The 25189-nt window shown below is 41.3% G+C and carries 22 protein-coding genes; 12 read left to right on the top strand and 10 right to left on the bottom strand.

Annotation, left to right across the window (positions count from 1 at the left end; all coding sequences use genetic code 11):
• Positions 1 to 299 precede the first annotated feature (299 nt).
• From E0H82_RS06075 to E0H82_RS06030, 10 genes are all read left to right on the top strand, one after another.
• The gene (locus E0H82_RS06075) at positions 300 to 1304 is read left to right on the top strand and encodes an MsnO8 family LLM class oxidoreductase (protein WP_131263814.1); all 1005 of its coding nucleotides are present in this window, start codon (positions 300 to 302) and stop codon (positions 1302 to 1304) included.
• Between the two features lie 14 nt (positions 1305 to 1318).
• Positions 1319 to 2470, top strand: a complete 1152-nt coding sequence (locus tag E0H82_RS06070) for an amidohydrolase (protein ID WP_131263813.1) — start codon at positions 1319 to 1321, stop codon at positions 2468 to 2470.
• 1 nt (position 2471) lies between these two features.
• Positions 2472 to 3815 (top strand): LLM class flavin-dependent oxidoreductase, encoded by a 1344-nt coding sequence (locus tag E0H82_RS06065; RefSeq protein WP_131263812.1) that lies wholly within the window; start codon positions 2472 to 2474, stop codon positions 3813 to 3815.
• A complete protein-coding gene (locus E0H82_RS06060; protein ID WP_131263811.1) occupies positions 3802 to 4803 on the top strand; it encodes an ABC transporter substrate-binding protein in 1002 nt (333 codons plus the stop codon). Before E0H82_RS06065 ends, E0H82_RS06060 begins: the two co-directional genes overlap by 14 nt.
• 1 nt (position 4804) lies before the next feature.
• The gene (locus E0H82_RS06055) at positions 4805 to 5773 is read left to right on the top strand and encodes an ABC transporter substrate-binding protein (protein WP_131263810.1); all 969 of its coding nucleotides are present in this window, start codon (positions 4805 to 4807) and stop codon (positions 5771 to 5773) included.
• Positions 5774 to 5782: 9 nt separating this feature from the next.
• Positions 5783 to 6331, top strand: coding sequence for a GNAT family N-acetyltransferase (locus E0H82_RS06050; RefSeq protein ID WP_131263809.1), 549 nt, complete (start codon positions 5783 to 5785; stop codon positions 6329 to 6331).
• Positions 6328 to 7245, top strand: a complete 918-nt coding sequence (locus E0H82_RS06045) for an amino acid ABC transporter permease (protein ID WP_131263808.1) — start codon at positions 6328 to 6330, stop codon at positions 7243 to 7245. Before E0H82_RS06050 ends, E0H82_RS06045 begins: the two co-directional genes overlap by 4 nt.
• The gene (locus E0H82_RS06040; protein ID WP_131263807.1) at positions 7235 to 8023 is read left to right on the top strand and encodes an amino acid ABC transporter ATP-binding protein; all 789 of its coding nucleotides are present in this window, start codon (positions 7235 to 7237) and stop codon (positions 8021 to 8023) included. The genes E0H82_RS06045 and E0H82_RS06040 overlap by 11 nt, the downstream gene beginning before the upstream one ends.
• Before the next feature lie 184 nt (positions 8024 to 8207).
• Complete coding sequence (locus E0H82_RS06035) at positions 8208 to 9383, top strand: cysteine desulfurase family protein (RefSeq protein ID WP_131263806.1); 1176 nt, start codon at positions 8208 to 8210, stop codon at positions 9381 to 9383.
• Between the two features lie 509 nt (positions 9384 to 9892).
• Positions 9893 to 10465, top strand: coding sequence for a hypothetical protein (locus E0H82_RS06030; RefSeq protein WP_131263805.1), 573 nt, complete (start codon positions 9893 to 9895; stop codon positions 10463 to 10465).
• Positions 10466 to 10576: 111 nt separating this feature from the next.
• Here E0H82_RS06030 and E0H82_RS06025 read toward each other — a convergent pair whose 3' ends face one another.
• The 4 genes from E0H82_RS06025 to E0H82_RS06010 all read right to left on the bottom strand — a co-directional run bounded on the left by E0H82_RS06025 (position 10577) and on the right by E0H82_RS06010 (position 15433).
• On the bottom strand, positions 10577 to 11929 hold the full coding sequence (locus E0H82_RS06025) for an amidohydrolase (protein ID WP_131263804.1): 1353 nt from the start codon (positions 11927 to 11929) through the stop codon (positions 10577 to 10579).
• Between the two features lie 224 nt (positions 11930 to 12153).
• Positions 12154 to 13161, bottom strand: a complete 1008-nt coding sequence (gene ruvB, locus E0H82_RS06020; protein ID WP_131263803.1) for a Holliday junction branch migration DNA helicase RuvB — start codon at positions 13159 to 13161, stop codon at positions 12154 to 12156.
• A 219-nt stretch (positions 13162 to 13380) separates the two neighbouring features.
• Complete coding sequence (ruvA, locus tag E0H82_RS06015) at positions 13381 to 13983, bottom strand: Holliday junction branch migration protein RuvA (protein WP_131263802.1); 603 nt, start codon at positions 13981 to 13983, stop codon at positions 13381 to 13383.
• A gap of 112 nt (positions 13984 to 14095) precedes the next feature.
• Positions 14096 to 15433, bottom strand: coding sequence for a deoxyguanosinetriphosphate triphosphohydrolase (locus E0H82_RS06010; protein WP_131263801.1), 1338 nt, complete (start codon positions 15431 to 15433; stop codon positions 14096 to 14098).
• Between the two features lie 414 nt (positions 15434 to 15847).
• Between E0H82_RS06010 and purL the strand changes: the two genes are divergently transcribed.
• Positions 15848 to 19681 carry a phosphoribosylformylglycinamidine synthase gene (gene purL, locus E0H82_RS06005; protein WP_131263800.1) on the top strand — a complete coding sequence of 1278 codons (3834 nt, stop codon included), beginning with the start codon at positions 15848 to 15850 and terminating at the stop codon, positions 19679 to 19681.
• A gap of 52 nt (positions 19682 to 19733) precedes the next feature.
• Here purL and E0H82_RS06000 read toward each other — a convergent pair whose 3' ends face one another.
• The gene (locus tag E0H82_RS06000) at positions 19734 to 20606 is read right to left on the bottom strand and encodes an alpha/beta hydrolase (protein WP_131263799.1); all 873 of its coding nucleotides are present in this window, start codon (positions 20604 to 20606) and stop codon (positions 19734 to 19736) included.
• Positions 20607 to 20802: 196 nt separating this feature from the next.
• Between E0H82_RS06000 and E0H82_RS16750 the strand changes: the two genes are divergently transcribed.
• Complete coding sequence (locus E0H82_RS16750) at positions 20803 to 20928, top strand: KGW motif small protein (protein ID WP_264757548.1); 126 nt, start codon at positions 20803 to 20805, stop codon at positions 20926 to 20928.
• A 54-nt stretch (positions 20929 to 20982) separates the two neighbouring features.
• On the opposite strand, the gene E0H82_RS05995 is transcribed toward E0H82_RS16750, so the two are convergent.
• The 5 genes from E0H82_RS05995 to E0H82_RS05975 all read right to left on the bottom strand — a co-directional run bounded on the left by E0H82_RS05995 (position 20983) and on the right by E0H82_RS05975 (position 25184).
• Positions 20983 to 21372 (bottom strand): carboxymuconolactone decarboxylase family protein, encoded by a 390-nt coding sequence (locus E0H82_RS05995; RefSeq protein ID WP_016167377.1) that lies wholly within the window; start codon positions 21370 to 21372, stop codon positions 20983 to 20985.
• 84 nt (positions 21373 to 21456) lie between these two features.
• On the bottom strand, positions 21457 to 22638 hold the full coding sequence (locus E0H82_RS05990) for a thiolase family protein (protein ID WP_131263798.1): 1182 nt from the start codon (positions 22636 to 22638) through the stop codon (positions 21457 to 21459).
• An 81-nt stretch (positions 22639 to 22719) separates the two neighbouring features.
• On the bottom strand, positions 22720 to 23376 hold the full coding sequence (locus E0H82_RS05985; protein WP_131263797.1) for a CoA transferase subunit B: 657 nt from the start codon (positions 23374 to 23376) through the stop codon (positions 22720 to 22722).
• 2 nt (positions 23377 to 23378) lie between these two features.
• On the bottom strand, positions 23379 to 24080 hold the full coding sequence (locus E0H82_RS05980; RefSeq protein ID WP_131263796.1) for a CoA transferase subunit A: 702 nt from the start codon (positions 24078 to 24080) through the stop codon (positions 23379 to 23381).
• A 210-nt stretch (positions 24081 to 24290) separates the two neighbouring features.
• Positions 24291 to 25184: a LysR family transcriptional regulator gene (locus E0H82_RS05975; protein WP_131263795.1), complete on the bottom strand. Its 894-nt coding sequence runs from the start codon at positions 25182 to 25184 to the stop codon at positions 24291 to 24293.
• Between the last annotated feature and the right edge of the window lie 5 nt (positions 25185 to 25189).

The following is a 25189-nucleotide window of genomic DNA, read 5'->3' as shown; positions in this document are numbered from 1 at the left end:
TGTAATTCGGGAAGGTTTGTTTAAATCAATAAGCAGGTGAGTGTGATGACTCTGTAAGTCAATATATCGATTGTTTTTTTATTGTTAAATATTAAATAATCATTTAAATATCAGTTTTGAGTAAATATATTTATATTGAAATTTTAATAAGTTTTTCTTTATTTTTAATAACACTTTAATCTCTTTATGAAAATCATATTTTCACTTTTTTATATAACTTTAAGTTTATTTAATATTTAATTTTTAAAAGCTAAATCCGTTTAATAGGTTCCAACTTTATATCTTTTGGAAAATGGAAAATGGGGCTGAGTTATAAATTAAGCATACTGGATAAATGCCCAAGAGCCGAAGGTATCAGCGCGGAACAGTCATTTAAAAATGCCTTGCAGATTGCTCAAACGGCAGAAGCTTTAGGGTTTTATCGTTACTGGGTGGCTGAGCACCATTCCACAGCACTCCTATCAAGCCCATCACCTGAAATCTTAATTGCATGGTTGTTGGCTCAGACTAAGACCATTCGAATTGGCTCGGGTGGAGTAATGTTGCAGCACTACAGCCCTTATAAAGTTGCTGAAAATTTTAATGTACTGGCAAGTCTTGCGCCTGACCGTGTGGACTTGGGTGTAGGCAAAGCACCTGGTGGTTTTCCTGTTTCAACCCAAGCACTACAACTTGGGTTAGACCAAACACAAAAGGGCAACTTTAAAGCGCAGTTACAAGCATTAGATCATTATTTGAATGCAAAGTTAGATCGGAATCTGCCTAATCAGGTTGCTGCAACACCAATACCTCAGCAAAGTGCAGAAAAGTTCTTATTGGGGGCGAGTATTGATAGTGCTCGACTCGCAGCAGATTTGGACTGGAACTTTGTATTTGCTGCACATTTAAATGGCGATGCCAAGCTACTTCAAGATGCTTTACAGACTTACTCACACTATTCGGCAGGAAAAAGAGCCATTGTTGCGGCACAAATTATTGTGGCTGATAGCCGTGATCAAGCTGAAGAACTGGCAGCAGGGCTTTCGGTGTGGACGTTGGAACTTGAGAATGGTCAACGAGTAAAAATCCCGAATGAGCAAAGTGCACAGGAGTTTTCGAGACAAGCTCAATCTGCAATTAACAGCCTTAAAAAAGAACAACTGAATATTCTCAAAGGTACAGTTGATGATGTTCATCAGCAATTACACGCTTTGCATCAACAACATGGAATCCATGAATTTATTGTTGAATCGCCACTGTTGGATCATGCAACGCGTCTGAAATCTCTAACACTACTGGCACAGCACGCTGTGCTTGCAGCCTAAGTTGGAGAAAGTTGATGCCAAATAAACAGTTACTTGAACAGCAGTTGCTCAGTTGGAGACATGAGTTACATCGTCATCCAGAATTATCTGGGCAAGAGTTTCAAACCACCGACAAATTAAAACAATGGTTGTCTGAATACGGCATTGAAACTTCAACGTGGGGTTTAAAAACAGGACTGATTGCAGATATTGGCACTGGTTATCCAATTGTGGCTATTCGAGCAGACATCGATGCTTTACCCATTCACGAAGAAATCGAGCAAGAGTTTCGTTCGATTCAAGACGGGGTAATGCACGCTTGTGGGCATGATTTGCATAGCTCAACCATTTTAGGCGCTGCAATTTTACTCAAAGCTCAAGCGTCTGAATTAAAAGGTACGGTACGCGTTATTTTTCAGCCCGCTGAAGAAACCTATAGTGGTGCTTATGAAGTACTCAATAGTGGAGCCTTAGAAGATGTATCGGCCATTTTCGGTTTTCACAATGTTCCTGAGTTAGCTCTAGGCACTTTTGCGACACGCTCTGGTGCATTTTATGCCAACGTCGACCGATTCAAAATTGTGATTAAAGGCAAGGGCGGTCACGCAGGTCGACCGCATGAAACCAAAGATCCAATCGTTGTGGCGGCACAGTTGATTAGTGCTGTGCAAACCATTGCCAGTCGTAGCATAAATAATTTAGACACCTGTGTAGTCAGTATTACCCAAGTACATGCGGGCACAAGCTGGAACATCTTACCAGAAGAAGCTCGCTTAGAGGGCACGGTAAGAACCCATTCTCCTGCGGTTCGTCTAGCTGTTGAAGAAAAACTTAAACAAATTGCACAAGGTATTGCACTTGCCCACTCAGTCGACATTGCTGTGGATTGGGACAATGGCCCCGCCGCATTAATCAACACTGCAACATGGGCTGAACTGAGCCAAACCGTTGCACGTGCACAAGGTTATGAGGTGCAAGAGGCACCGCTGTATTTGATCGGTGAGGACTTTGGCGCTTATTTAGAACAGATTCCCGGTGCATTTGTCAGTATCGGCAGTGCCAGTCACTTCGGTTTGCATCATCCGCAATATCAACCCAATGAATCTTTAATTTATCCAGCTGCTCAGTACTTTGCTGCCTTAGCAACACAAGCACTTGAGTCTATTCATAAAAATGCAGAGGTCTAACATGAGTAATCACAAACAAATTCGCCTTGGAACTATCTTACACGGTGCAAACGGAAATATGTCTGCATGGCGCCATCCTGAAGCGGTGGTCGATGCCAGTATTAATTTTGAGTTTGCCAAAAACGTCGCACGTCAGGCTGAACGGGCAAAGTTTGATTTTGTCTTTGTGGCGGATGGTTTATATATCAATGAAAAATCGATTCCTCATTTTCTGAATCGTTTTGAACCGATTACCTTGCTTTCAGCCCTAGCCAGTGTAACTAAAAATATTGGTTTAGTGGGTACAGTGTCGACCTCGTATAGCGAACCTTTTACGATTGCACGTCAGTTTGCCAGTCTGGATCATTTAAGTGGCGGACGTGCAGGATGGAATGTAGTGACCACACCGCTTGAAGGCACTGCAAAAAATCATACCCGTAAGCAGCATCCTGAGCACAGCCAACGCTATGAAATTGCAGATGAATATTTGCAAGTCGCAAAAGGGCTTTGGGACTCGTGGGGTGAAGGCGCTTTCGTTCGTAATAAGGAAACAGGACAATTTTTTGAGCGCAGTAAATTACATACCTTGAACCATAAAGGTAAACATTTTGAAGTGGCAGGCCCACTCAATGTAGAGCGTTCGCCACAACACCGTCCAATTTTGTTCCAAGCAGGAGCATCAGGTGCAGGTCGTGCATTAGCCGCGAAACATGCCGATGCCATTTTTACCCATCAAGCCACGCTCGAAGAAGCACAAGCGTTTTACTTAGATGTGAAACAGCAAGTGATTAAGAATGGTCGTGACGCAGATGATTTGCTCATTTTCCAAGGGATTGGGGTTTTGATCGGAGATTCTGCTGAAGACGTAGAGCGTCAATATCTTGAAACAGCCGCATTAGTCACGATAGATGACGCTCTGAATTATTTAGGACGTTTCTTTGAGCATCATGATTTTTCTCAATATGAACTCGATTCACCTTTTCCTGAACTGGGCACACTGGGTGAAAACAGCTTCAAAAGTGGCACTGATGAAATTAAACGTAAAGCCAAAGCAGAGAATTTAACTTTACGTCAGGTTGCACTGCAAGCAGCAACGCCACGTCCACCTTTTGCTGGAACGGTAGAAGAAGTCGCAGATCAGTTAGAACTGTGGGTAAAAGAAGAGGCGGCAGATGGCTTCATTATTGCGGGTGCAACACCAAAAACTTTAGATACTTTTATTGAAAAAGTTGTGCCATTGCTGCAACAGCGTGGGCTATATCGTACTGAATATCCAGACACCACTTTACGCGCTAGTTTTGCTTTAAAGCGACCAGAAAATCAATTTGAACAATCAGAAAAGGAACAGCCTCATGCGGTTGAATAAAACACCTTTGGCGATTGCTTTGGCACTGTTGGTTGGTGTTTCTCTGCTTGGATGCAGTAAAGAACAGGCATCTACTCAAACGGCTAGCTCAACAGACGAGTCTACAAAGTCGACCGAAAAAACCGATTTCTATAGCCGTGAGCTTGCCAAATTAAAACAGAATATGGTGCCTATTCATGTTGCTCACAATGCGGAAGCCAGTCAGAAAATTCCAAAAGATTTTAAGTTTGTAAATGCGGGTTATTTTACCGTTGCTGCGATTTCAGGAGCACCACCTTTAAGTGTATTGGGGCCCGATAATCAAACCTATATTGGAACTGAAATTGATATTGCCCGTTTGATTGCAGACAGTTTGGGCTTAAAACTGAAACTGGTTCGTACCTCGTGGGAAGACTGGCCGCTCGGTGTCCTTAGTGGCAAATATGATGCAGCGATTGCCAATGTCACTGTGACCAAAGAGCGTAAGGAGAAATTCGACTTTGCGACCTATCGTCAAGATGTATTGGCTTTTTATGTCGCAGAGAAAAGTAAAATTAAAGCCATCAAAGGTCCCGATGATATTTCAGGTTTAAAAGTGATTGTCGGTTCTGGTACCAATCAGGAAAAAGTACTGCTGGACTGGATTGAGGACAACAAAAAGAAAGGTCTGCCACCGGGGCAAGCACTTTATTACGATGACGGTGCATCTGCAAGTTTGGCGCTTCAGTCTGGGCGGGTTGATGCTTTATTTGGCCCTAATGTCGCTTACGCATGGCAAGCGGCAAATGGTGCAAAAATCCGTTTGGCAGGCACAGCACTCGGTGGTGGAACACGACCTGCCGAATTGGGGGTCACGCTGAAAAAAGGCAGTGGCTTAGTTGATGCAGTACAAACGGCTTTAAATGGAGTGATTCAAACAGGCGAGTATCAAAAAGTCTTAGCACGTTGGGGGACTCAGGCAGAAGCGATTCAGCATTCGGCAATTAACCCTCCAGGCTTGGGAGACTAACATGTACAAAGCTCAGACTATCGCGTTTTTTGGTCTGACACTGGCAGCTTTAAGCCTAGCGGGTTGCTACAACAATGAGAAAGCAACTTATAAGCAAGAAAATCGTTTGAAAACTGAGTTTTCTGAACAAGAGCAACAGACCTTAAGAAATAACATGGTGGCTATTCATAGTACTCAAAATGCGGAGGCAATTGCTCAATTGCCTCAAGGTTTTAAATTTGTAAATGATGGTTATTTCACTGTTGCTGTGGGAACCAACAGTTTTCCACCTCTGCATGTTTTGGCAGAAGATAACCAGACGCGTATTGGTAGTGAAATTGATATTGCACAGTTAATTGCTGACAGTTTAGGTCTAAAACTTCAAGTGATTCCAAGCTCGTGGGAAAACTGGCGACTCGGTTTGGCATCGGGAAAATTCGATGCCGTACTCAGTAATATTGCTGTCACAGAACAGCGTAAGCTGAAATACGATTTTGCGACTTATCGTCAAGACATGTTGGCTTTTTATGTGCCTAAAGACAGCAAAATTCAAACGATTGAAACGCCAGATGATATCGCGGGACTCAAAATTGTGGTCGGTTCTGGCACCAATCAAGAACGGCTGCTGTTGAAATGGATTGAAAATAATCGACAAAAAGGGCTAGACCCAGCGCAGCCGATTTATTTGGAAGATGGTGCAGCAGCAGCTTTGGCGTTGCAGTCAGGTCGTGTCGATGCTTACCTCATACCCAATGTGATGGGCGTATGGCAACAAGCCAATGGTGCCAATATTAAAGCAGTGGGCACCTTAGATGAGACATGGTCCGTTGCAGTTGCCGTCAAAAAAGGGACTGGGCTAGTGAATGCCATTCAAACTTCCATTAATGGTGTGATTGCGAATGGCAAATATACCCAAGCCTTGACACGGTGGAATTTACAAAATGAAGGAATTTCAAAATCAGTGATTAACCCACTGATTCAGGATAAATAAGAGGTCATTATGCAAGAAAAATTTATCCAAATGTCCGTTGATGTACCCGAAGCACAACCTTTGCTTGATCAGTTATTTGCTGAATATGAAGAAATCTATGGTGATTTTTTTGCGCGTCAAGAGACTCACGTCATTGATGAGCGTAAAAAAGCCACACATCGGGAACGCTATGAAGGCGCGGAAGACTTTTTACCGCCGCATGGATTATTCGTGGTGCTTAAACGTGATGATGAAGTGATTGCAATGGGAGCGTACAAACGTTATGACGCAGAAACCGCAGAGCTGAAACGGATTTGGTCACATCGAGACTTACGTAAACAGGGATTGGCTGCAAAAATAGTCAAAGAACTTGAACGAAGTGCGCTTGCTGCGGGGTATCGCAAAATCTTTCTCACCACAGGATTTAAACAAATTCCAGCAGTGAAATTGTATTTGAGTCTAGGCTATGAACCGCAGTTTGAACTCACTCCAGATTTTAATTTTGATCGATACATTGGTGCGCCTTTACACGGTGGACTTCCTTTTAGAAAGACTTTACTGCAAAAGGAGGTCGCATGAGTTTAGAACACTATAAAATCGTTCCAGCACGTCATCCACTGCGCTACATTGGTGTCGCATTTTCGATATTAATGATTGCAGTCGTCGCGGAATCGATATTTTCCAATCAAAACTGGGGCTGGCCTGTTTTTAGACAGTGGTTCTTTAACCCTGCGATTCTTCAGGGTTTGATGATGACGCTAAAACTGACATTTTGGTCAATCGTGTTTAGTTTAATTCTGGGTACCATTGTAGCCATGATGAGACTGTCATCATCTTGGTTAATTCGCTCATTGGCATGGGTGTATATCTGGATGTTCAGATCACTACCACTGCTGTTGGTGCTGATCATTCTCTATAATTTTTCTTATTTATATGAACATATCAATGTTGGTGTGCCTTTTACCGACACAGTCTTTGCTCAGTTTAAAACCATTAATGCACTGGATCAGTTCTCAACGGCTTTAGTCGGTTTGGTGATAGTACAAAGTGCTTATACCGCCGAAGTTATTCGAGGTGGGATTTTGTCTGTCGATCATGGTCAATTTGAAGCAGCGGCAGCATTAGGTCTGTCATGGTGGCGCCGTACGACACGCATTATTTTACCGCAATCCATTCGCAGTATCATTCCAGCGATTATCAATGAATGTGTGGGTTTATCAAAGGGCACATCGATTGTGTATGTTTTGGCAATGCCTGAACTTTTTTACACCGTACAAATGATCTATAACCGCAATCAAGAAGTGATTCCGTTGTTGATGGTTGCCGCCGTTTGGTATGTGATTGTCACCAGTGTATTTTCCATTGTGCAATGGTATATCGAAAAAGTACTGGTGAAAGGTGAGCGGAAATCAGCCATTAATAGTTTTGCTTTTTTCAAGAAAGTACAGCCACAAGCGACTCAGCCACGTATAGGAGCCAGCTATGATAATTAATCAATCAACATCGCCTACAAATGGTCATATCCAAGTGAGCCATGTATTTAAAAATTATGCGGGACATGCGGCATTACAGGATATTAGCCTGGATATTCCAGCGGGATCCGTGACGGTGATTATTGGTCCATCGGGGTCGGGTAAATCCACTTTATTACGGACGATAAATCATTTAGAACGTGTAGATGCAGGATTTATTCAAATTGATGATGAGTTTATCGGCTATCGGAAAAAAGGCGATAAACTTTATGAATTAAAAGAGCGAGATATTTTAAAACAACGTAAATCGGTGGGTTATGTATTTCAGAATTTTAATCTGTTTCCACATTTAAATGTTTTGCAAAATATTATTGAAGCACCCTTAGCACATAAAAAACTCAGTAAAGATCAAGCCATTTTAAAAGCCAATCAATTATTGGGTTTAGTGGGGCTAAGAGATAAGGTTGAAGCATGGCCTAAACAACTTTCTGGTGGTCAGCAGCAGCGTGTAGCGATTGCCAGAGCTTTGGCACTAGATCCTAAAGTGATTTTATTTGATGAACCTACCTCCGCTTTAGACCCTGAGCTGGTAGGAGAAGTCTTGAATGTAATCAAAAGCTTGGCGAAATTGGGTAAAACCATGGTGATTGTAACGCATGAAATTGCCTTTGCACGAGAAGTTGCCGACCATGTGGTATTTATGGATCAAGGCAGAATTGTTGAACAAGGAACAGTTCAACAGGTTCTGGAACATCCTAAAGAAGAGCGTACTCAAAATTTTTTATCTCGGGTTTTATAAATTTGAGTACTATTTTTTAATGATATATATTTTAATTTTATATATTAAAAATCGTTAGTGAATTATAAAACTAACGATTTTTTTATAAGTTTAATTTTGTTGATAAGGTATGATTAAATCCATATAAATAGAATAAATTTCATCCTTTATAATCATTTTAAATTTATTTTTAATAGTGATTAAAATGAGCAGATTAATTTATTTAGATTATGCAGCAACAACACCTATTCTTCCTGAAATTTCTCAAGCAATGATTCGATGTTTGTCCGTAGAAGGTGATTTCGGAAACCCAGCCTCACAATCGCATCATTATGGTTGGGATGCTGCAAAACATATCACCACGTCTAGACAGCATGTTGCCAATTTAATCCATGCCAAACCTCAAGAAATTATTTGGACTTCAGGTGCGACAGAATCGAATAACCTCGCGATCAAAGGCACTTTAGATGCTTATAAGTATAAAAATAAACACATTATTACCAGCAAAATAGAGCATAAGGCCGTTTTAGATACTTGTGCAGAGCTAGAAAATCTTGGTTTTCAGGTCACTTACTTACAGCCTGAATTGGGTACAGGTGTGATTCGTCCAGAGCAGGTAAAACAAGCCATTCAATCCAATACAGTTTTAATTTCATTGATGATGGTTAATAACGAAATTGGCACATTAACTGATATTCAAGCGATTGGTCTTTTAGCACATCAACATCAGATTTTATTTCACGTTGATGCTGCTCAAGCTGCGGGAAAAAAAGCGATTGATGTTCAGGCGATGCAGATTGATTTACTCAGTTTATCTGCCCATAAAATCTATGGACCCAAAGGCATTGGTGCACTATATGTTCGTCAAGACATTCAAAAACACATCAAGACCCAAATTCATGGCGGTGGGCATGAGCAAGGCTTACGTTCGGGAACTTTAGCCACACATCAAATTGTGGGTATGGGAGAAGCGTGCCGACTGGCTAAATTAGCCTTAGTAGATGAACAAAGGCGGATCCAACATCTAAGAAATAAGCTACTGCAAGGTTTACAGGCTTTGACACCCGTGAACTTAAATGGTCATGCTACACAGCATGTCGCAAATTATTTAAATGTGAGCTTTTTAGGCGAACGAGCCAATTCGATTATTGCCGCGATTAAACAGGTTGCTGCAGTTTCAAGTGGTTCGGCTTGTAATTCACATCATGCAGCACCTTCTCATGTATTAAGTGCTTTAGGACTGAATGAAAATTTGGCGTCAAACGCGGTACGTTTTAGTTTTGGTGCGTATACCACGCAAGAGCATATTGAAGTATTACTGCATGAATTGCGAACCATTGTGCAGTCAAGTGAGCAAACACTTCAGTTGTCCTTTGTGTAAGCCCTATGCGGTTATAAATTTAGCATCAGCTTAAAGCGGCACAATGAATATGGACTTTAAAATTTTGAACTTGATGTAGTAGGGTAATTCGATTGAAATAACTGATATGTATTCGAGGTTTTTCTGGGCTTATTCAAGGTTATCCTGTTTTAATGAGTAAGCCTGAAAGTGGTTGTTCTTTATCTTTATACCTGTAAGATGTAATTTAATAATGGTTGATTTTGTATTTAAATATTTGAATTATATTGTGTTTTTAATTTAAAAATTATTCATCATCACTATTTAAGATGTCTAGCCCCAATCTTAAGCTTAAAATCCATAGTTGTCTAAAATAAGATGAGAACCCATCGTCAGTAAAATAGGTCGGCGTTATGGCTCATCTAATATCTTGATGTTGCATCGTAAGCAAGCACCATCTAAATCAGACAAGATTTTAATTTGCATACTAGCGGGAAGTGAAATAAATAAGATAAAAAGAGCGTTGGCAATTTAATCTTTTTGGGGGAGATATGAGCCGCAGAGCCTATTTAATTTGGGTGATTGTGATGATTGCGGGGCTAATTTATTGGTGGAAGCCAAGTCCTAGTATTGAAAATGCTCAAGATCATCAACGAGTCAGTGACACAGTTCAAACCTTTAATGGGTATACCATGACCAATTTGGCGAATTATGAGGGGCAATTTCGGGTTTTATCACGGGAAAACTATCGTTCAGGACGTGAGGCAGAGCTTAGCCCTGTCGATTTTGCACTCGGTTGGGGAAAAATGGCTGATCCTGCGGTGTATAAACAGCTTTCGATTCGTCAAAGTAATCGTTGGTATTACTGGCGTTATGAAAATCAGCCACCTATTCCACGCCAAGAAATTGAAACACAAAGTGCCAATACACATTTAATTCCTGCGAATGCATCCATTGCAAAACAATTGGCGGATGTTGATCAAGATGATCTGATTTACTTAAAAGGACATTTAGTCGAAGTAAAATCGGCAGATGGTTGGATGTGGCGCAGTTCACTCAGTCGTGACGATACAGGGAATGGGGCGTGTGAGTTGATGTTGGTGGAAGAAGTGAGAGAGCTTTAGGGTGTTGCAAATTGACCCTCTGGGCTTAAAAGGAATGGATTGATAATCTAGGTAGCATAATGAATTAAAAAGGTGATCTTGGATGACCCCCTTTTTTTCAGATCATGTTAATTAGAGTTTTTCATTTTGTTGCTTCCATTGGCTTTGTATTTGATTGGCGAACTTAGGATAGTCCTGAATAAAACGAACATGGAGTTCTACGCCTGTTTTTAGGGTGGCATCATCAACCATAAAATATGGATTATGGTTTGGTGCAGCCTGATCCATTTTTTGTGATGGAGCTGTTGCACCTAAAAAAACAAAAAGGGAAGGCATGAGTTGACCATAATATGAAAAGTCTTCGCTCGCACTCGCATTATGCGCTAGTACATGTAGTTTCTCTTCACCTGCAACCTGTTTAAGTGTGGGTTGCATCAGTTGTGTCAGTATCGGGTTGTTTGAGGTGACAGGTGCATAAGCAGCAATTTCGACCTTCGCCTGTACATCATTGGCTAAAGCATTGTGTTCTAACATGATGGGGATATTTTTTAACAGGTTTTGGCGAATATCTTCACTGTTGGAGCGGATGGTGCCGACCATATTGACTTGCTCAGGAATGATATTGCCTGTTGTTCCTGCTTGAATACTGCCAATACTAATCACGCCCATACCTTGAGTAAGATTGGATCTACGGCTAATTAAACTTTGTAAATTGTTAATCATTTGCGAAGCTGCATAAATTGGGTCACGACCATCCCAAGGCATAGAACCATGGACTTGTTTTCCATTGACTTGAATGCGAAGGTGATCGGCACTATTGAGCATCACACCTTCTTTATAAAAGAGATTGTTGCTTGGCATGCCAGCCATAACATGCATGCCAAAGATGACTTCGGGTTTAGGGTTTTTAAGTGCACCATCCGTAATCATTTTACGCGAGCCAATTTCAGCACCCTGCGTGAAATTGTCTATGTCAGCGCCACCTTCTTCGGCAGGTTGGAAAATAAAAATGACCGTGCCAGCCAGTTTATCTCGATTATCAGCCAATACTTTAGCAGCACCAAGTAACATCGCTGTATGGGCATCATGTCCACAAGCGTGCATGACAGAAACTTCTTTGCCTTGATAAATGGCTTTGGTTTTACTGGCAAAAGGCAGCTGGGTTTTTTCTTCTATGGGTAATGCATCCATATCTGCGCGTAATGCCATCGTTGGACCCGGTTTTGCGCCTTTTAATATGGCAATTATCCCTGTTTTAGCAAATCCCGTTTTTACCTCTAGACCATAAGATTTAAGCTGCTGTTGCACCAGTTTAGATGTTTCAAACTCCATATTCCCCAGTTCTGGATGTTGATGAATGTGATGACGTAGTTGAATAGTTTGTGCTTCATTTTTTTCGACAGCAGTGTCAATCCAATCGGCAAAACTTAAGGGACTACAGAGTAGAAGTGATGTAATAAAACAGGATAATCGGAATGGTTTCATGCAATACACAGCCTTGTGATAATTCATTATTGAGCTGTAAAACATGCCATTGTGCTGAAGATAAGGCAAAAACCATGTAGGTATATTTTTTGATTTTTAAGGTATCGACTTACTATTGTGAATGCTCGAATTTATCATTAGATAGATGAGTTGTTCGGCTCAAATAACCGCTATTTTCGAGTTTGATTTAAAAGAAAAGGGAGAATATCTCTCCCTTTTCTTATTTATTTTTCTTTCGGTTCGGGTGGCGTCATCCCAAATTGCAAGTACGCCATATTGGTAGCAATACGACCACGCGCAGTCCGCATAGCATAACCTTGTTGAATTAAATACGGTTCAATCACATCTTCCAATGTGCCTGAATCTTCAGCCATGGCAGCAGCTAAGGCTTCAATACCTGCGGGACCACCATCAAAACGCTCAAGCAGCATGCTTAAATAACGACGGTCTAGGGTGTCTAAGCCATCTTTATCGACATTGAGCATATCTAATGCACGTTGTGCCATATCCTGCGTTACTTCGCCTGTACCTTTCACTTGGGCATAGTCACGAACTCGACGTAATAGTCGATTGGCAATACGTGGTGTGCCACGAGCGCGACGCGCAATTTCTGCCGAGCCTTCATGAGTAATTGGTACATCCATTAAGTTGGCAGAACGCGTGACAATATGCGTTAAATCTTTCACCGAATAAAACTCTAAACGTTGCACAATCCCAAAACGATCACGTAGTGGGGAAGTGAGCAAACCTGCACGAGTGGTGGCTGCGACAAGGGTAAATGGGGGTAAATCTAATTTAATTGAGCGTGCAGCAGGACCTTCACCAATCATGATATCGAGTTGGTAGTCTTCCATTGCAGGGTACAGGATTTCTTCAATGACTGGCGAAAGACGATGAATTTCATCAATAAACAGTACATCACCTTCTTCAAGATTGGTCAGCATAGCGGCCAAATCACCTGCACGTTCTAATACAGGTCCTGAAGTCGATTTCAAGTTTCCGCCCATTTCACGCGCAATAATATTGGCCAGTGTGGTTTTACCCAATCCAGGTGGACCAAAAATCAAGGTATGGTCAAGTGCTTCTGCACGACCGCGTGCGGCACCAATAAAGATTTCCATTTGTTCGCGTACCACAGGTTGACCAATATAGTCATCTAGTGAAGTTGGACGGATGGCGCGATCAATATGATCTTCGGGTTTTTCGGAACCACCGATGAGACGGTCTTGCATAATGGTTGAATAAATCTCTGGCTGAACTTTCGAGGCACAGCCTCAAATTATGATTTATGGTTAGGTGCCATTGTGTAGGCATTGCCTTACTTTTGAAAGATCAAAAGTAACAAAAATCTTGTGTTGGATTGAGGATATGTCCTTATATCCCAATCCAACATGGCGACATCCATGTCGCCATCGTGTATCTCATTTGGGTGAGGAGTGCATCTGTTTGAATTATTTATTCATCGACTTGAGTGCAGCACGGATAATGTCGCTTGCCTCAGTAAAATCGCCTTTGGCTGCATTCACCAATTTCTGCGCTTCTAAAGGTTTGTAACCTAAAGATTGTAAAGCGGCTTCGGCTTCGGCAACTGCTGAATTTCCTGTAAATTGGATTTGTTCAGTGGTTGAGTTGCTTGGTACCGAACCTGATGACATGGCTTTAAAGCGATCACGTAATTCAATCATCAGGCGTTCGGCAGTCTTTTTACCGACGCCAGGGACTTTGATTAAGGTATTTATATCTTCATGTTCAACTGTATGAATCAGCATGTCTACGCTGAGCGTTGAAAGAATACCTAAAGCCATTTTCGGACCGACACCGTTGACTTTTAAAAGGGTACGGAAAATGATTTTTTCTTGTTGATGTAAAAAGCCGTACAGTAATTGTGCATCTTCACGTACTGCCAAGTGTGTCCATAAAGTGACTTTTTGTCCCTTTTGTAATTGGCAAAATGTTGATAAAGGTGTATCAATCTCATAGCCAACGCCGTTGACATTTAACAGTACTGTTGGGGCTTCGAGGGCAAACACTTCGCCAATTAAACATCCAATCATTTTTTAAACTTCACTATTTGAGGTATATACGGTTGCCAGTGGAAAAATGATGTTTTGTATAACATCACTGATTTAGAAGTCATGTTAAAAGCATTTTTATCTTTGCTTTGGGTTACATCAAACCAGACTTGTTACCTTGCAGTTCTTGCGAAAGATTATAAGCCTGATGATCTGAAAACTTTGAAATAATATCCAGTACTTGCATAATATTTTCATAATGATTGTTGCCAAAACGCGCACCTGAACGCTGTAAAATGGTAAATAGGCGTTGTTCTTTAAAGCTTAAGGCTTTGTGCGGTGTGGTGAGGGGAATAAAAGCATCTAAAATATTCTGTAAACTTTGATGGGCGATGATTTCTAATCCCGCTTTTTGTGGATGTTCAAAAATCTTATCGCGCGCCAGTTCTTTAGCACGGTTAATTCCCAACTCAATGTCTTTGGAACAATACTGCAATAAGCTGCCTTTCAGTTGTCCCGTCAGAATTTCATAATGATGTTTGGCAAAGGCGGTAGTCACTTCATCAACTAAACGTTTCATGACTCGACCGCGCAATGCGGCAATTTTTTGCTGCCAAGTGGTATCCATCGAGAGTTCTGAAGGTTTGCCATAGTCTGCAATTAAATCGAGAAAGATGGGTTCGACTTCTTCATAACTCAACATATTTAGAATAATGCCATCTTCTAAATCAATCAGGGCATAGCAAATATCGTCTGCGGCTTCTAATAAATAGGTCAGTGGATGACGGCAGTAACGATCTTTTGCCAATTGAATGAGTCCAAGTTGCTCTGCAATTTGCCCCAATATTTCTTTTTCAGACTGATAACAACCAAATTTAGCACGCATACTGGCAGGGGTATTGCCTTGTTCGGCAATGGTTTTGGATAACCATGGATATTTTAAATATGCGCCTAACGTGGCATAGGTTAAACGCATGCCCCCATCATTGGGATGATAGTCAATCTTGGTCAGTAGGCGTAAACCTTGTGCATTACCTTCAAATTGACGCACATCGGCTTCTTCTTCTGGAGTGAGTTTTGCCAGAAAGTTGCCATGAGATGCATCATCAAACCACTCTCGAATGGCATATTCACCTGCATGCCCAAAAGGGGGATTACCAATGTCGTGTGCCAAACAAGCGGCTTGAATAATAGCGCCAACATCTGCAGGGGAAATCCAAGCAGGAAGATTGTCCTTTATTTTCTCTGCTGCCAACATACCCAATGAGCGACCAATGCAGGACACTTCTAGCGAATGGGTTAGACGGGTATGAATACCATCATGCTGGGTCAGCGGATGGACTTGGGTTTTTCGATTTAGTTGCCTAAAACTTTGTGAAAAAATAATACGATCATAATCTTTATGAAAAGGGCTTCGTGCCTGTTCTGTACTTTGTTTTTTACTGCCAATGCGAACTGTGGAAAGCAGTTCTAACCAACGCATTTGTTCCATTTATTATGTTTCATAGAAGGATTGTTTAAATCATGCCAAAAAATATTGGGTTGCACTAGAGCAGTGCGACATGAATTGTCGGTTGGAATGTAAAAAAAATCTGGAGTTGTGGTTTAAATGAAAAGGTAGAGGATTGAAAAGGAATTTTGATTGTTTTTGAGCAACAACAAATATTTTTTATGAAAAAATTCACACTATTTCAGCTTAAGTAGTCAATCTAGTTATTTATTTTTATGTCATTTTATCTAAAAAAGCGTAATAAAGCGGTTGTAAATGAAATTCTTGCAGGATTAGGTTACATAATCAGGGTTAGCCATCTAGCTGATTCGACCTTTTCACAGTAGAATATGTGACTCTCTTCAAAGTCACATTGCGGTAAAGTTCAAAAGACTTGCCCGTGGAGCCAAAATCAGCATGTTTATCGTGGCCGGTGCACCAGCACATTCTTCTTTTAAGAAAACTCAACTATTATCACGTCTAGCGTCAATTAGTTCTGTTCAATCAATAGAAAGCCAATGGGTCTATCTGTTTGACCAAGCGCTCAACGAGCAACAGCAGCAATCTGCCTTACAATTATTAAATGATGGCGAAGTTTTTCAAGTCCGCCAAGCATCGAATGATGACGTCCAAATTTTGGTGACACCTCGCGTGGGTACAATCTCGCCGTGGTCTTCTAAAGCGACGGATATTTTTGCCAACTGTAATACCCCGATACACCGCCTTGAACGCGGTGTTTTGTTTACTTTAAAAGGTATTTCTGAAGTATCGAATGAAGTAAAGCTGGCTTTACATGACCGTATGACAGAGAGCGTATTCAGCAGTATTGATGATGCTGTGGCATTATTTCAAGAAACTGCACCAAAACCTTTAAATTCAATTGATATTTTGGGTCAAGGTAAACAGGCACTGGTACAAGCCAATTCGGAATTTGGTTTTGCGTTGTCTGATGAAGAAATTGATTATTTAACGGCTGCTTTTAACAAGCTGGGTCGTAATCCGCATGACATCGAACTAATGATGTTTGCTCAAGCAAACTCAGAGCACTGTCGTCATAAGATTTTCGGTTCTGAATGGACGATTGATGGTGAAGTACAACCATTGTCATTGTTCCAAATGATTAAAAATACCTATAAAGAATCACCAACGGATGTTTTGTCTGCTTATAAAGACAACGCATCAGTAATTGTGGGTTATGACACACAACGTTTCTACCCGAAAAAAGATGAAGACACAGGTCACTATACGTATAAGTATAAGAGCCAAGCTGCTCACATCCTGATGAAAGTGGAAACGCATAACCACCCAACAGCAATTGCACCATTTGCAGGTGCTGCAACGGGTTCAGGTGGTGAAATCCGTGATGAAGGCGCAACAGGTCGTGGTGGTAAGCCAAAAGCAGGCTTAACAGGCTTTACCGTATCGAACTTAAACATTCCTGGTTTTGAACAACCTTGGGAAGAAAACTACGGCAAACCTTCACGTATGGCATCGCCACTTCAAATCATGATTGAAGGCCCATTAGGTGGTGCTGCGTTTAACAACGAATTTGGTCGTCCTGCTTTAAATGGTTATTTCCGTACTTTTGAACAGAACGTGAATGGCGAAGTTAAAGGTTTCCACAAGCCAATTATGATTGCAGGTGGTTACGGTAACATTCGTCCTGACCATGTAGAAAAAGACGCGATTCAACCGGGTGATTTACTCATCGTTTTAGGTGGACCAGCGATGCTGATCGGTCTAGGCGGTGGTGCGGCATCATCTGTAGACAGCGGTACGATGGGTGAAAGCCTAGATTTTGCTTCGGTACAACGTGAAAACCCAGAAATGGAACGCCGTTGCCAAGAAGTGATTGATACCTGCTGGCGCATGGAAAATGAAAACCCAATCGTGTCTGTACATGACGTGGGCGCGGGTGGTATTTCCAATGCCATGCCAGAATTGGTGAATGACCATGAGCTCGGTGCTATTTTAGACCTTCGTAAGATTCCTTCACTTGAAGCTGGCATGTCTCCAATGGAGATTTGGTCAAACGAAGCGCAAGAACGTTATGTACTCGCGATCAAACCAGAATCTTTAGCCTTGTTTGAATCAATTTGTGCACGTGAACGCTGTCCATTTGCGGTATTGGGTGAAGCGACTGAAGCACGCCAATTGACTGTGAATGACCCATTGTTCGAGAACAAAGCGGTGGATATGCCAATGCAAGTCATGCTTGGCGGTACACCACGTATGAGTCGTTCATATGAAACGATCGAGCGTAAGGGCGATGATTTTGATGTTGCTCAAGTGGACTTGAAAGACGCGATTTTCCGTGTGTTAAAGAACCCAACAGTTGCTTCTAAATCATTCCTTATCACCATTGGTGACCGTTCAATTACAGGTATGGTTGCGCGTGATCAGTTGGTAGGTCGTTGGCAAGTACCTGTTGCAGATGCAGCAGTAACAACCACTAGCTTACAAGGTTATACAGGCGAAGCGATGGCAATGGGTGAACGTCCACCTGTAGCATTGTTAAACCCTGCGGCATCGGCACGTTTAGCTGTGGCGGAATCAATTTCAAATATCATGTGTGCCAATATTGAACAGATCAGCGACATTAAGTTGTCTGCGAACTGGATGGCAGCAGCAGGGCAAAAAGGTGAAGACCAAGCCTTGTTTGAAGGTGTGAAAGCCATTGGTATGGAAATGTGTCCTGCTTTAGGGATTGCAATTCCTGTTGGTAAAGACTCATTGTCGATGCGTACCACTTGGAATGACGAAGGTCAGGACAAGGCTGTAACGTCTCCGATGAGTGGTGTGATTACAGCATTTGCACCAGTGAATGATGTACGTAAAACCTTAACGCCTGAATTAAAAAATACAGATTCGGTTTTAGTCCGTATTGACTTGTCTAAAGGTCAATTCCGTTTGGGTGGTTCGATCCTTGCACAAGTCTATAAAGCAATTGGTTCAGTAACGCCAGATGTCGACAGTTTTGCTGATTTCAAAGCTTTCTTTGATTTAGTCCAAGACTGGAACAACCGTGGCTTAATTCAAGCCTACCATGACATTGGTGATGGTGGTTTAGTAGCAACTGTTGCAGAAATGATGTTTGCTTCACGTTTAGGTGTTGCACTAGAAAATCAATCTACAGCAGCGTTGTTCGCAGAAGAAATTGGCGCAGTGCTTCAAATTAGTACTTCTGACTGGGCGACTCTTGCAGATGAAGTTGCTGCATCAAGCTTAAAAGATGCCATTTCAGTTGTGGGTTCAGTCAATACCACAGATCAGTTAACGATCAATGGTTTGACTTTGCCACGTGTTGACTTGCAACATGCTTGGGCTGAAGTATCACACCAAATTCAACGTTTACGTGATAACTCTGAAACTGCTGATCAAGAATTTGCCTTAATTGCAGATAGCGCGCATCAAGGTATCATTGCACAGCCTACTTTTGATCTGAATGAGCCAGTTGAAGCGCCGTTTATTAATTTACGTCGCCCAAGCATGGTGATTTTACGTGAACAAGGCGTAAATGGCCAAACTGAAATGGCAGCTGCATTTGACAAAGTTGGCTTTAACACCGTCGATGTGCACATGAGTGATTTACTTGCGGGTCGTGTTGATTTAAATGACTTCGAAGGTTTAGTGGCTTGTGGTGGTTTCTCTTACGGAGATGTCATGGGTGCTGGCGGTGGCTGGGCAAAATCAGTCCTATTTAACCCACGCCTACGTGACCAGTTTGAAAAATTCTTTAACCGTCAAGAAACATTCACTTTAGGTGTGTGTAACGGTTGCCAAATGATGTCGCAACTTGCGCCATTAATTCCAGGTGCAGATGCTTGGCCGCGTTTCCATCGCAACACTTCAGAAGTATTTGAAGCACGTGCAGTGAACGTTCGTATTGAAAAATCACATTCTGTATTGCTTGAAGGTATGGAAGGTTCGATTCTTCCGATTGCAGTTGCACATGGTGAAGGTCGTGTTGTTGCAAGTGCAGAAAAATTGGCTGCCTTAAATGCAGGTAACCAAGTGACTTTACGTTATGTAGATAGTCATGGTAACCCAACTCAACACTATCCATTAAACCCGAATGGTTCTCCAGAAGCGATTACAGGTGTAACCTCTAAGGATGGTCGTGCAACCATTATGATGCCGCATCCAGAGCGTAATTTCCGTGCCATTCAGCATTCTTGGAAACCTGAAGAGTGGAGTGAAGATGGCGCATGGTTACGTATGTTCCGTAACGCACGTAAGTTTATCGGTTAATCCATAACACATTAAAAAAGCCACCTTCGGGTGGCTTTTTTTTGCCTGAATATTAATGTTGTAAATGCTGTTGCATAAATTGATCAACTTGACGGGTATAGTCATTATTCTGTCCCAAGTTCCGATTAATTTCGGCATGAGACAAGGGCAGAGGTAAATAGGCTATGGCCGTGCCTAAAGCCTTTGTGTGTTGAATAAATGAATGGGCTTGTATACAAGGCTGATCGGGGCGAACTGTTGAACAGACTGCCAGAAAAGCAGGCATTGCATGTTTTAATTGTGCTTTAGGGGAGACTGAACGCCAGTTCTTGGCAGAAGACCCAAAAACACGATCATAAAATTGAGCATGTTGATTGGACATGGTGGCTTCTAAGTCATAGGCAGCACTATCTAAGGCAATCGTTGCTTTCCATGGTTTTGGAAAATTTGAAATCCATTCTGGGTGAGTAGAGAGTAAGGTGACCAAATGTGCACCTGCTGAATGTCCCATAATCACGATGTTTCGATTATCTGCCTGCCAATTAGAGGCATTCTTCTGTACGAAATTCAAGGCATCGGCAATATCTTGAGTTTGTTGCTGCACGGTGACTTTAGGGACTAAGCGATAATTGACTGAAATTACCACCCAGCCTTGTTGATTCCAATAGGTTGCTTTATGTTGAATCAAACCTTGATGAGATTTATCACCAATACTCCACGCTCCACCATGTACAATTATTAAAATAGGTGCGAGTTTTTGATTTGGCAGACTCGATTGCGGGAGATAGACATCTAATTTTTGTAATGTATCTGATCCATAAGAAATATTGTGAATTGTATTTTTTTGTCGAAAAATTTCAAGATTTTGAAAGAAATTGGCATAGGTTGTTTGTGTATTTAAAAATACGAACAGACAGAAAGTGGCTAGGGGAGCTATACATTTCATTGTTATCTCAAATTTTTTCTGGTTTATTTTTACATTGTTGTAGATGTGGTTGTGTGACATTAAAACAGAATAAGAATAACGATTAAATAATTTAAATCCAGTCAGGATCTAAAAAGTTGGTGTAAAATTTGCTTAATAAATAATCGAAATATATGTTTCTTTCTTTTTAGCAATAAAACTGTATTGGAGATAGAGAATGATAAAAACAGTAACTTATCCGAATAAGATCGTGCTAAAACAAAAGGGTTGGAAGTGGTTCGCTGTTGTGGTGGGACTGCAATTGAGCTTAATACTCGGTTATGCCATTACACAAAACCTGTAATGTCTAAAAGAAAACATTAAGAGCCATCAGAGCTGGCTCTTAATCGTTTGTAAATTATGAGTTGTTATTTTGATATTCAGTAATAACTTCTAAAGCTGCACGAAAGGCTTCTTGTGTTGCGGGTGCGCCACAATAGGGCAAGCTATGTAGTAACACTTCTTGAATTTCTTCAACTGTTGCTCCATTGTTGAGTGCACCACGTACATGTCCTTTCAGTTCAGTGGGACTTTTGAGTGCAGTTAAAAAGGCAAGGGTAATTAGTGAGCGATATTTACGAGGTAACACACCTTCGCGTTGCCAAGTTGAGCCCCAAGCATGTTCATTAATCCAATCTTGTAGCGGTTGAGTAAAAGGTACAGTATTGTCTTGAGCGCGTTTGACAAAACTTTCACCCATCACTTCGGTGCGTACTTTTAATCCATTTTCATAATCTTGCTGAGACATTTGAGTCACTCTTCTTCATTAAAAAGTGATAAAAGTTTAACCTTTTATCACTTTGATCTGTATGATTTTTTCAAAACTTGACAGTTAATCAACAAGTTCTACGGCAATTGCGGTTGCCTCACCACCACCAATACAGAGTGTAGCTACGCCTTTGGTTTTACCTAAACGCTTTAATGCATAGATTAAGGTTAAAATGATGCGTGAGCCTGATGAACCCAATGGGTGACCCAATGCACATGCACCACCGTTTACGTTGACTTTTTCAGGGTCCAGATTGAAAGCATCAATCGCTGCCATGGTTACCATAGCAAAGGCTTCATTGATCTCCCATAAATCTACTTCTTCTACAGACCACCCCGCTTTTTTCAGGACTTTTTCAATTGCAGCCACGGGCGCAATGGTAAATTCTGAAGGATGTTGAGAGTTGGTTGCCGTGGCACGAATATGTGCCAGTGGGGTTAGACCTCGCTTCGCTGCTTGTTCAGCAGACATCACCAACATAGCAGATGCGCCATCTGAAATGGAACTCGAATTGGCTGCGGTGATGGTGCCATCTTTGGCAAAGGCAGGACGTAGGTTTGGAATTTTATCAATATTGGCATGAAACGGATTTTCATCCTGCGCCACAACTACCTCACCTTTGCGGCTCGACACGGTAATTGGTGCAATTTCAGCTTGTAAAAAACCATTTTGAATAGCCGCTTGTGCACGAGTTAAAGAACGAATTGCAAACGCGTCTTGTTGCTCGCGTGTGTAGCCTTTTTTATCCGCCATTTTTTGTGCCAGAACCCCCATTGAAAGTCCAGTTTCTGCATCTTCTAAACCTTCTTGGAACATGTGATCTTTAATTTCACCATGCCCCATACGGTAACCTGCACGCGCCTTTGGTAGTAGATAGGGTGCGTTGCTCATGGATTCCATACCACCCGCCATGACAATTTCTGCATTACCTGCACAAATGGCATCGGCAGCTTGCATCACAGCTTTCATACCTGAACCACAAATTTTATTGATGGTGGTCGCACCCACATGGTCGGGTACACCCGCAAGACGCATGGCTTGACGAGCAGGAGCTTGTTTTAAGCCCGCAGGTAGAACGCAGCCCATAATCACTTCATCAATATCCTGAGCGGCAACGTTTGTGCGGTTTAAAGTCTCTTGAATAACGGCTGCGCCAAGTTCTGGGGCTGAAAGACTCGATAATGCACCTTGGAAACTTCCCATTGCGGTACGACTACCAGCAACAATGACGATGTCTTTATTCATGTTTATCTCCGTGTATTTATATCTGTTCCGTTCTTGTTGAATCAAAATTAAAGCAGCCGAAGCTGCTTGAATAAATCTGATTTATGCGCTTACCGTTTCTTGAACGTTATCGACAATTAATGGTACCCCTGTGACCGCTTGAATTTGTTCTAAGCTAACATCTTTCGCTAGCTCAATCAGTTTGACCCCTTCAGGTGTAATGTCCATTACACCTAAGTCACTGATAATACGATTGACTACACTTTGGCCAGTCAGTGGTAGGGTACATTGTTCAACAATCTTAGGACTACCATCTTTGGCACAGTGTTCCATCAGTACAACGACTTTTTGCACACCTGCAACCAAGTCCATTGCACCGCCCATACCTTTTACTTTTTTACCCGGAATCATCCAGTTGGCAAGATCACCTTGTTCCGAAACTTCCATGGCACCTAAAATGGCGATGTTGACATGACCGCCACGAATCATGGCGAAAGAATCAGAGCTTGAGAAAAATGCTGCGCCTTTACGCGCGGTCACGGTCTGTTTGCCCGCATTAATCAGGTCGGCATCAACCGTTTCTTCCGTAGGGAATTCTCCAATACCCAATAAACCATTTTCAGACTGTAACCATACGTTGATGTTTTCTGGAATATAGTTGGCGACTAGTGTCGGTAGACCAATGCCTAGATTCACATAAAATCCATCTTCAAGTTCTAGTGCAGCACGTGCAGCCATTTCATTGCGTGTCCAAGCCATGATTAAGCCTCCTGCTTAATGGTTAATTGTTCAATGCGTTTTTCAGGGGTGGCATTCAAAATAATGCGGTTGACATAGATACCAGGTAAATGAATGTCATCGGGATCGAGTTCACCAATTTCAACCACGTGTTCTACTTCAACTACAGTAAATTTTCCTGCCATTGCACATTCAGGATTAAAGTTGCGGGCGGTTTTACGGAAAATCAAATTACCAGCTTTATCAGCTTTATAGGCTTTGACTAAGGCAACATCAGCCGTTAATGAGTTTTCGAGAATATACGGTTTTCCATCAAACTCACGGTGTTCTTTACCTTCGGCAATCAGTGTGCCAACGCCTGTTTGAGTAAAGAAAGCAGGAATACCTGCACCGCCAGCGCGTAATTTTTCTGCCAGTGTACCTTGTGGGGTAAGTTCAACTTCGAGTTCACCATTTAAATATTGGCGTTCAAATTCTTTATTTTCACCAACATAAGATGAAATCATTTTTTTAATTTGTTTGGTTTGTAAGAGTTTACCTAAACCAAAATCATCCACGCCTGCGTTGTTTGAAATACAGGTGAGGTCATTTACCCCAGTTTGTTTGAGCGCTTCAATTAGGGCTTCTGGAATACCACATAAGCCAAAACCACCAACAGCAATCGTTTGTCCATTTTGAACCACATCTTGCAAAGCAAGTGTTGCATTTGAATAGAGCTTATTCATATCAACTTCTCTAAATCCCTTAGTTTGTATGAACTCATTATTAGCATTGCTCGTGCGTAGAATGAAGTTGAAATTTTCAAACAGTTAATCAGAAAAACTCAATAATAGGGCGAAAAATAAACAAAATTCAGCATAAAAAAAGGATGAATCCTGTAATTAAATTTGATAAAGGGAGGGAAAGAAAAGAGTAAATAACTGTAATTTATTCATTTATATATGATTTTTATAATTGTATTGTTTTAAGGTTTCGATGAATTGTGCAGTAATATTGGAAATCTCAAAATTCTTTTTATAAATAATTCCAACAGGTTTAATGAGATCCTGATCTTGTAATTCAATCAGCACATTTTTTTCAGTATCAATAAATTGCTGAAAATGACGTGGAATTACACTGACCCCAATCCCAAGCGCAACAAAACTTGATAACGAACTGATTTGATGACACTCCACTTTTAAGTCCAATTGAATATCATTATTTTTGCAATTTTCTTCAATCAGATGACGCACAATTGAGGGTTGTTGCAAGGTGACGAAAGGATTGGCACAGAGATCTTTCCATGTAATCGAAGTTGCATGGGCTAAAGGATGTGCTTTGGGTAATAACGCGAGAAAATCTTCATTGAATAGCGGTAAGAATTCGAGCGTATCAATCTGTTGTGGTTCGAAACAGATCCCGAGTTCAAAAATACCATCGAGCACATTTTCAATAATTTTTTCATTGGTAATGTCATGAATGGAAAAATTAATGTTGGGATGTAAGCTTAAAAAATTTTGAATCACGTTCGGCATGATGGCATGCGTGACAAAAGGCATAGAGGCAATATTGAGTGTACCGCGTTGTAATTTAAAACGTTGTTTCACATCTTTTTCCATATCTTCCCAGTTTGCCAATAGTTTTTTGGCATAAGGAATTAAGGATTTACCCTCAAAAGTTAATTCTACTCGACGTGTGTTTCGCTTAAAAAGTTTTCCACCTAACTCTTCTTCTAGGGTTTTGATGGTGAGGCTTAAAGCCGATTGACTCAGGTGAAGTTCATTCGATGCATTGGCATAGTTCAAACTGCGAGCGAGGGCTAAGAAGGCTTTTAATTGTTTTAAAGTCATAAGTA

The sequence above is a fragment of the Acinetobacter sp. ANC 4910 genome (assembly GCF_004331035.1).
GTDB lineage: Bacteria > Pseudomonadota > Gammaproteobacteria > Pseudomonadales > Moraxellaceae > Acinetobacter.
This window is presented reverse-complemented; position numbering and strand designations above follow the sequence as displayed.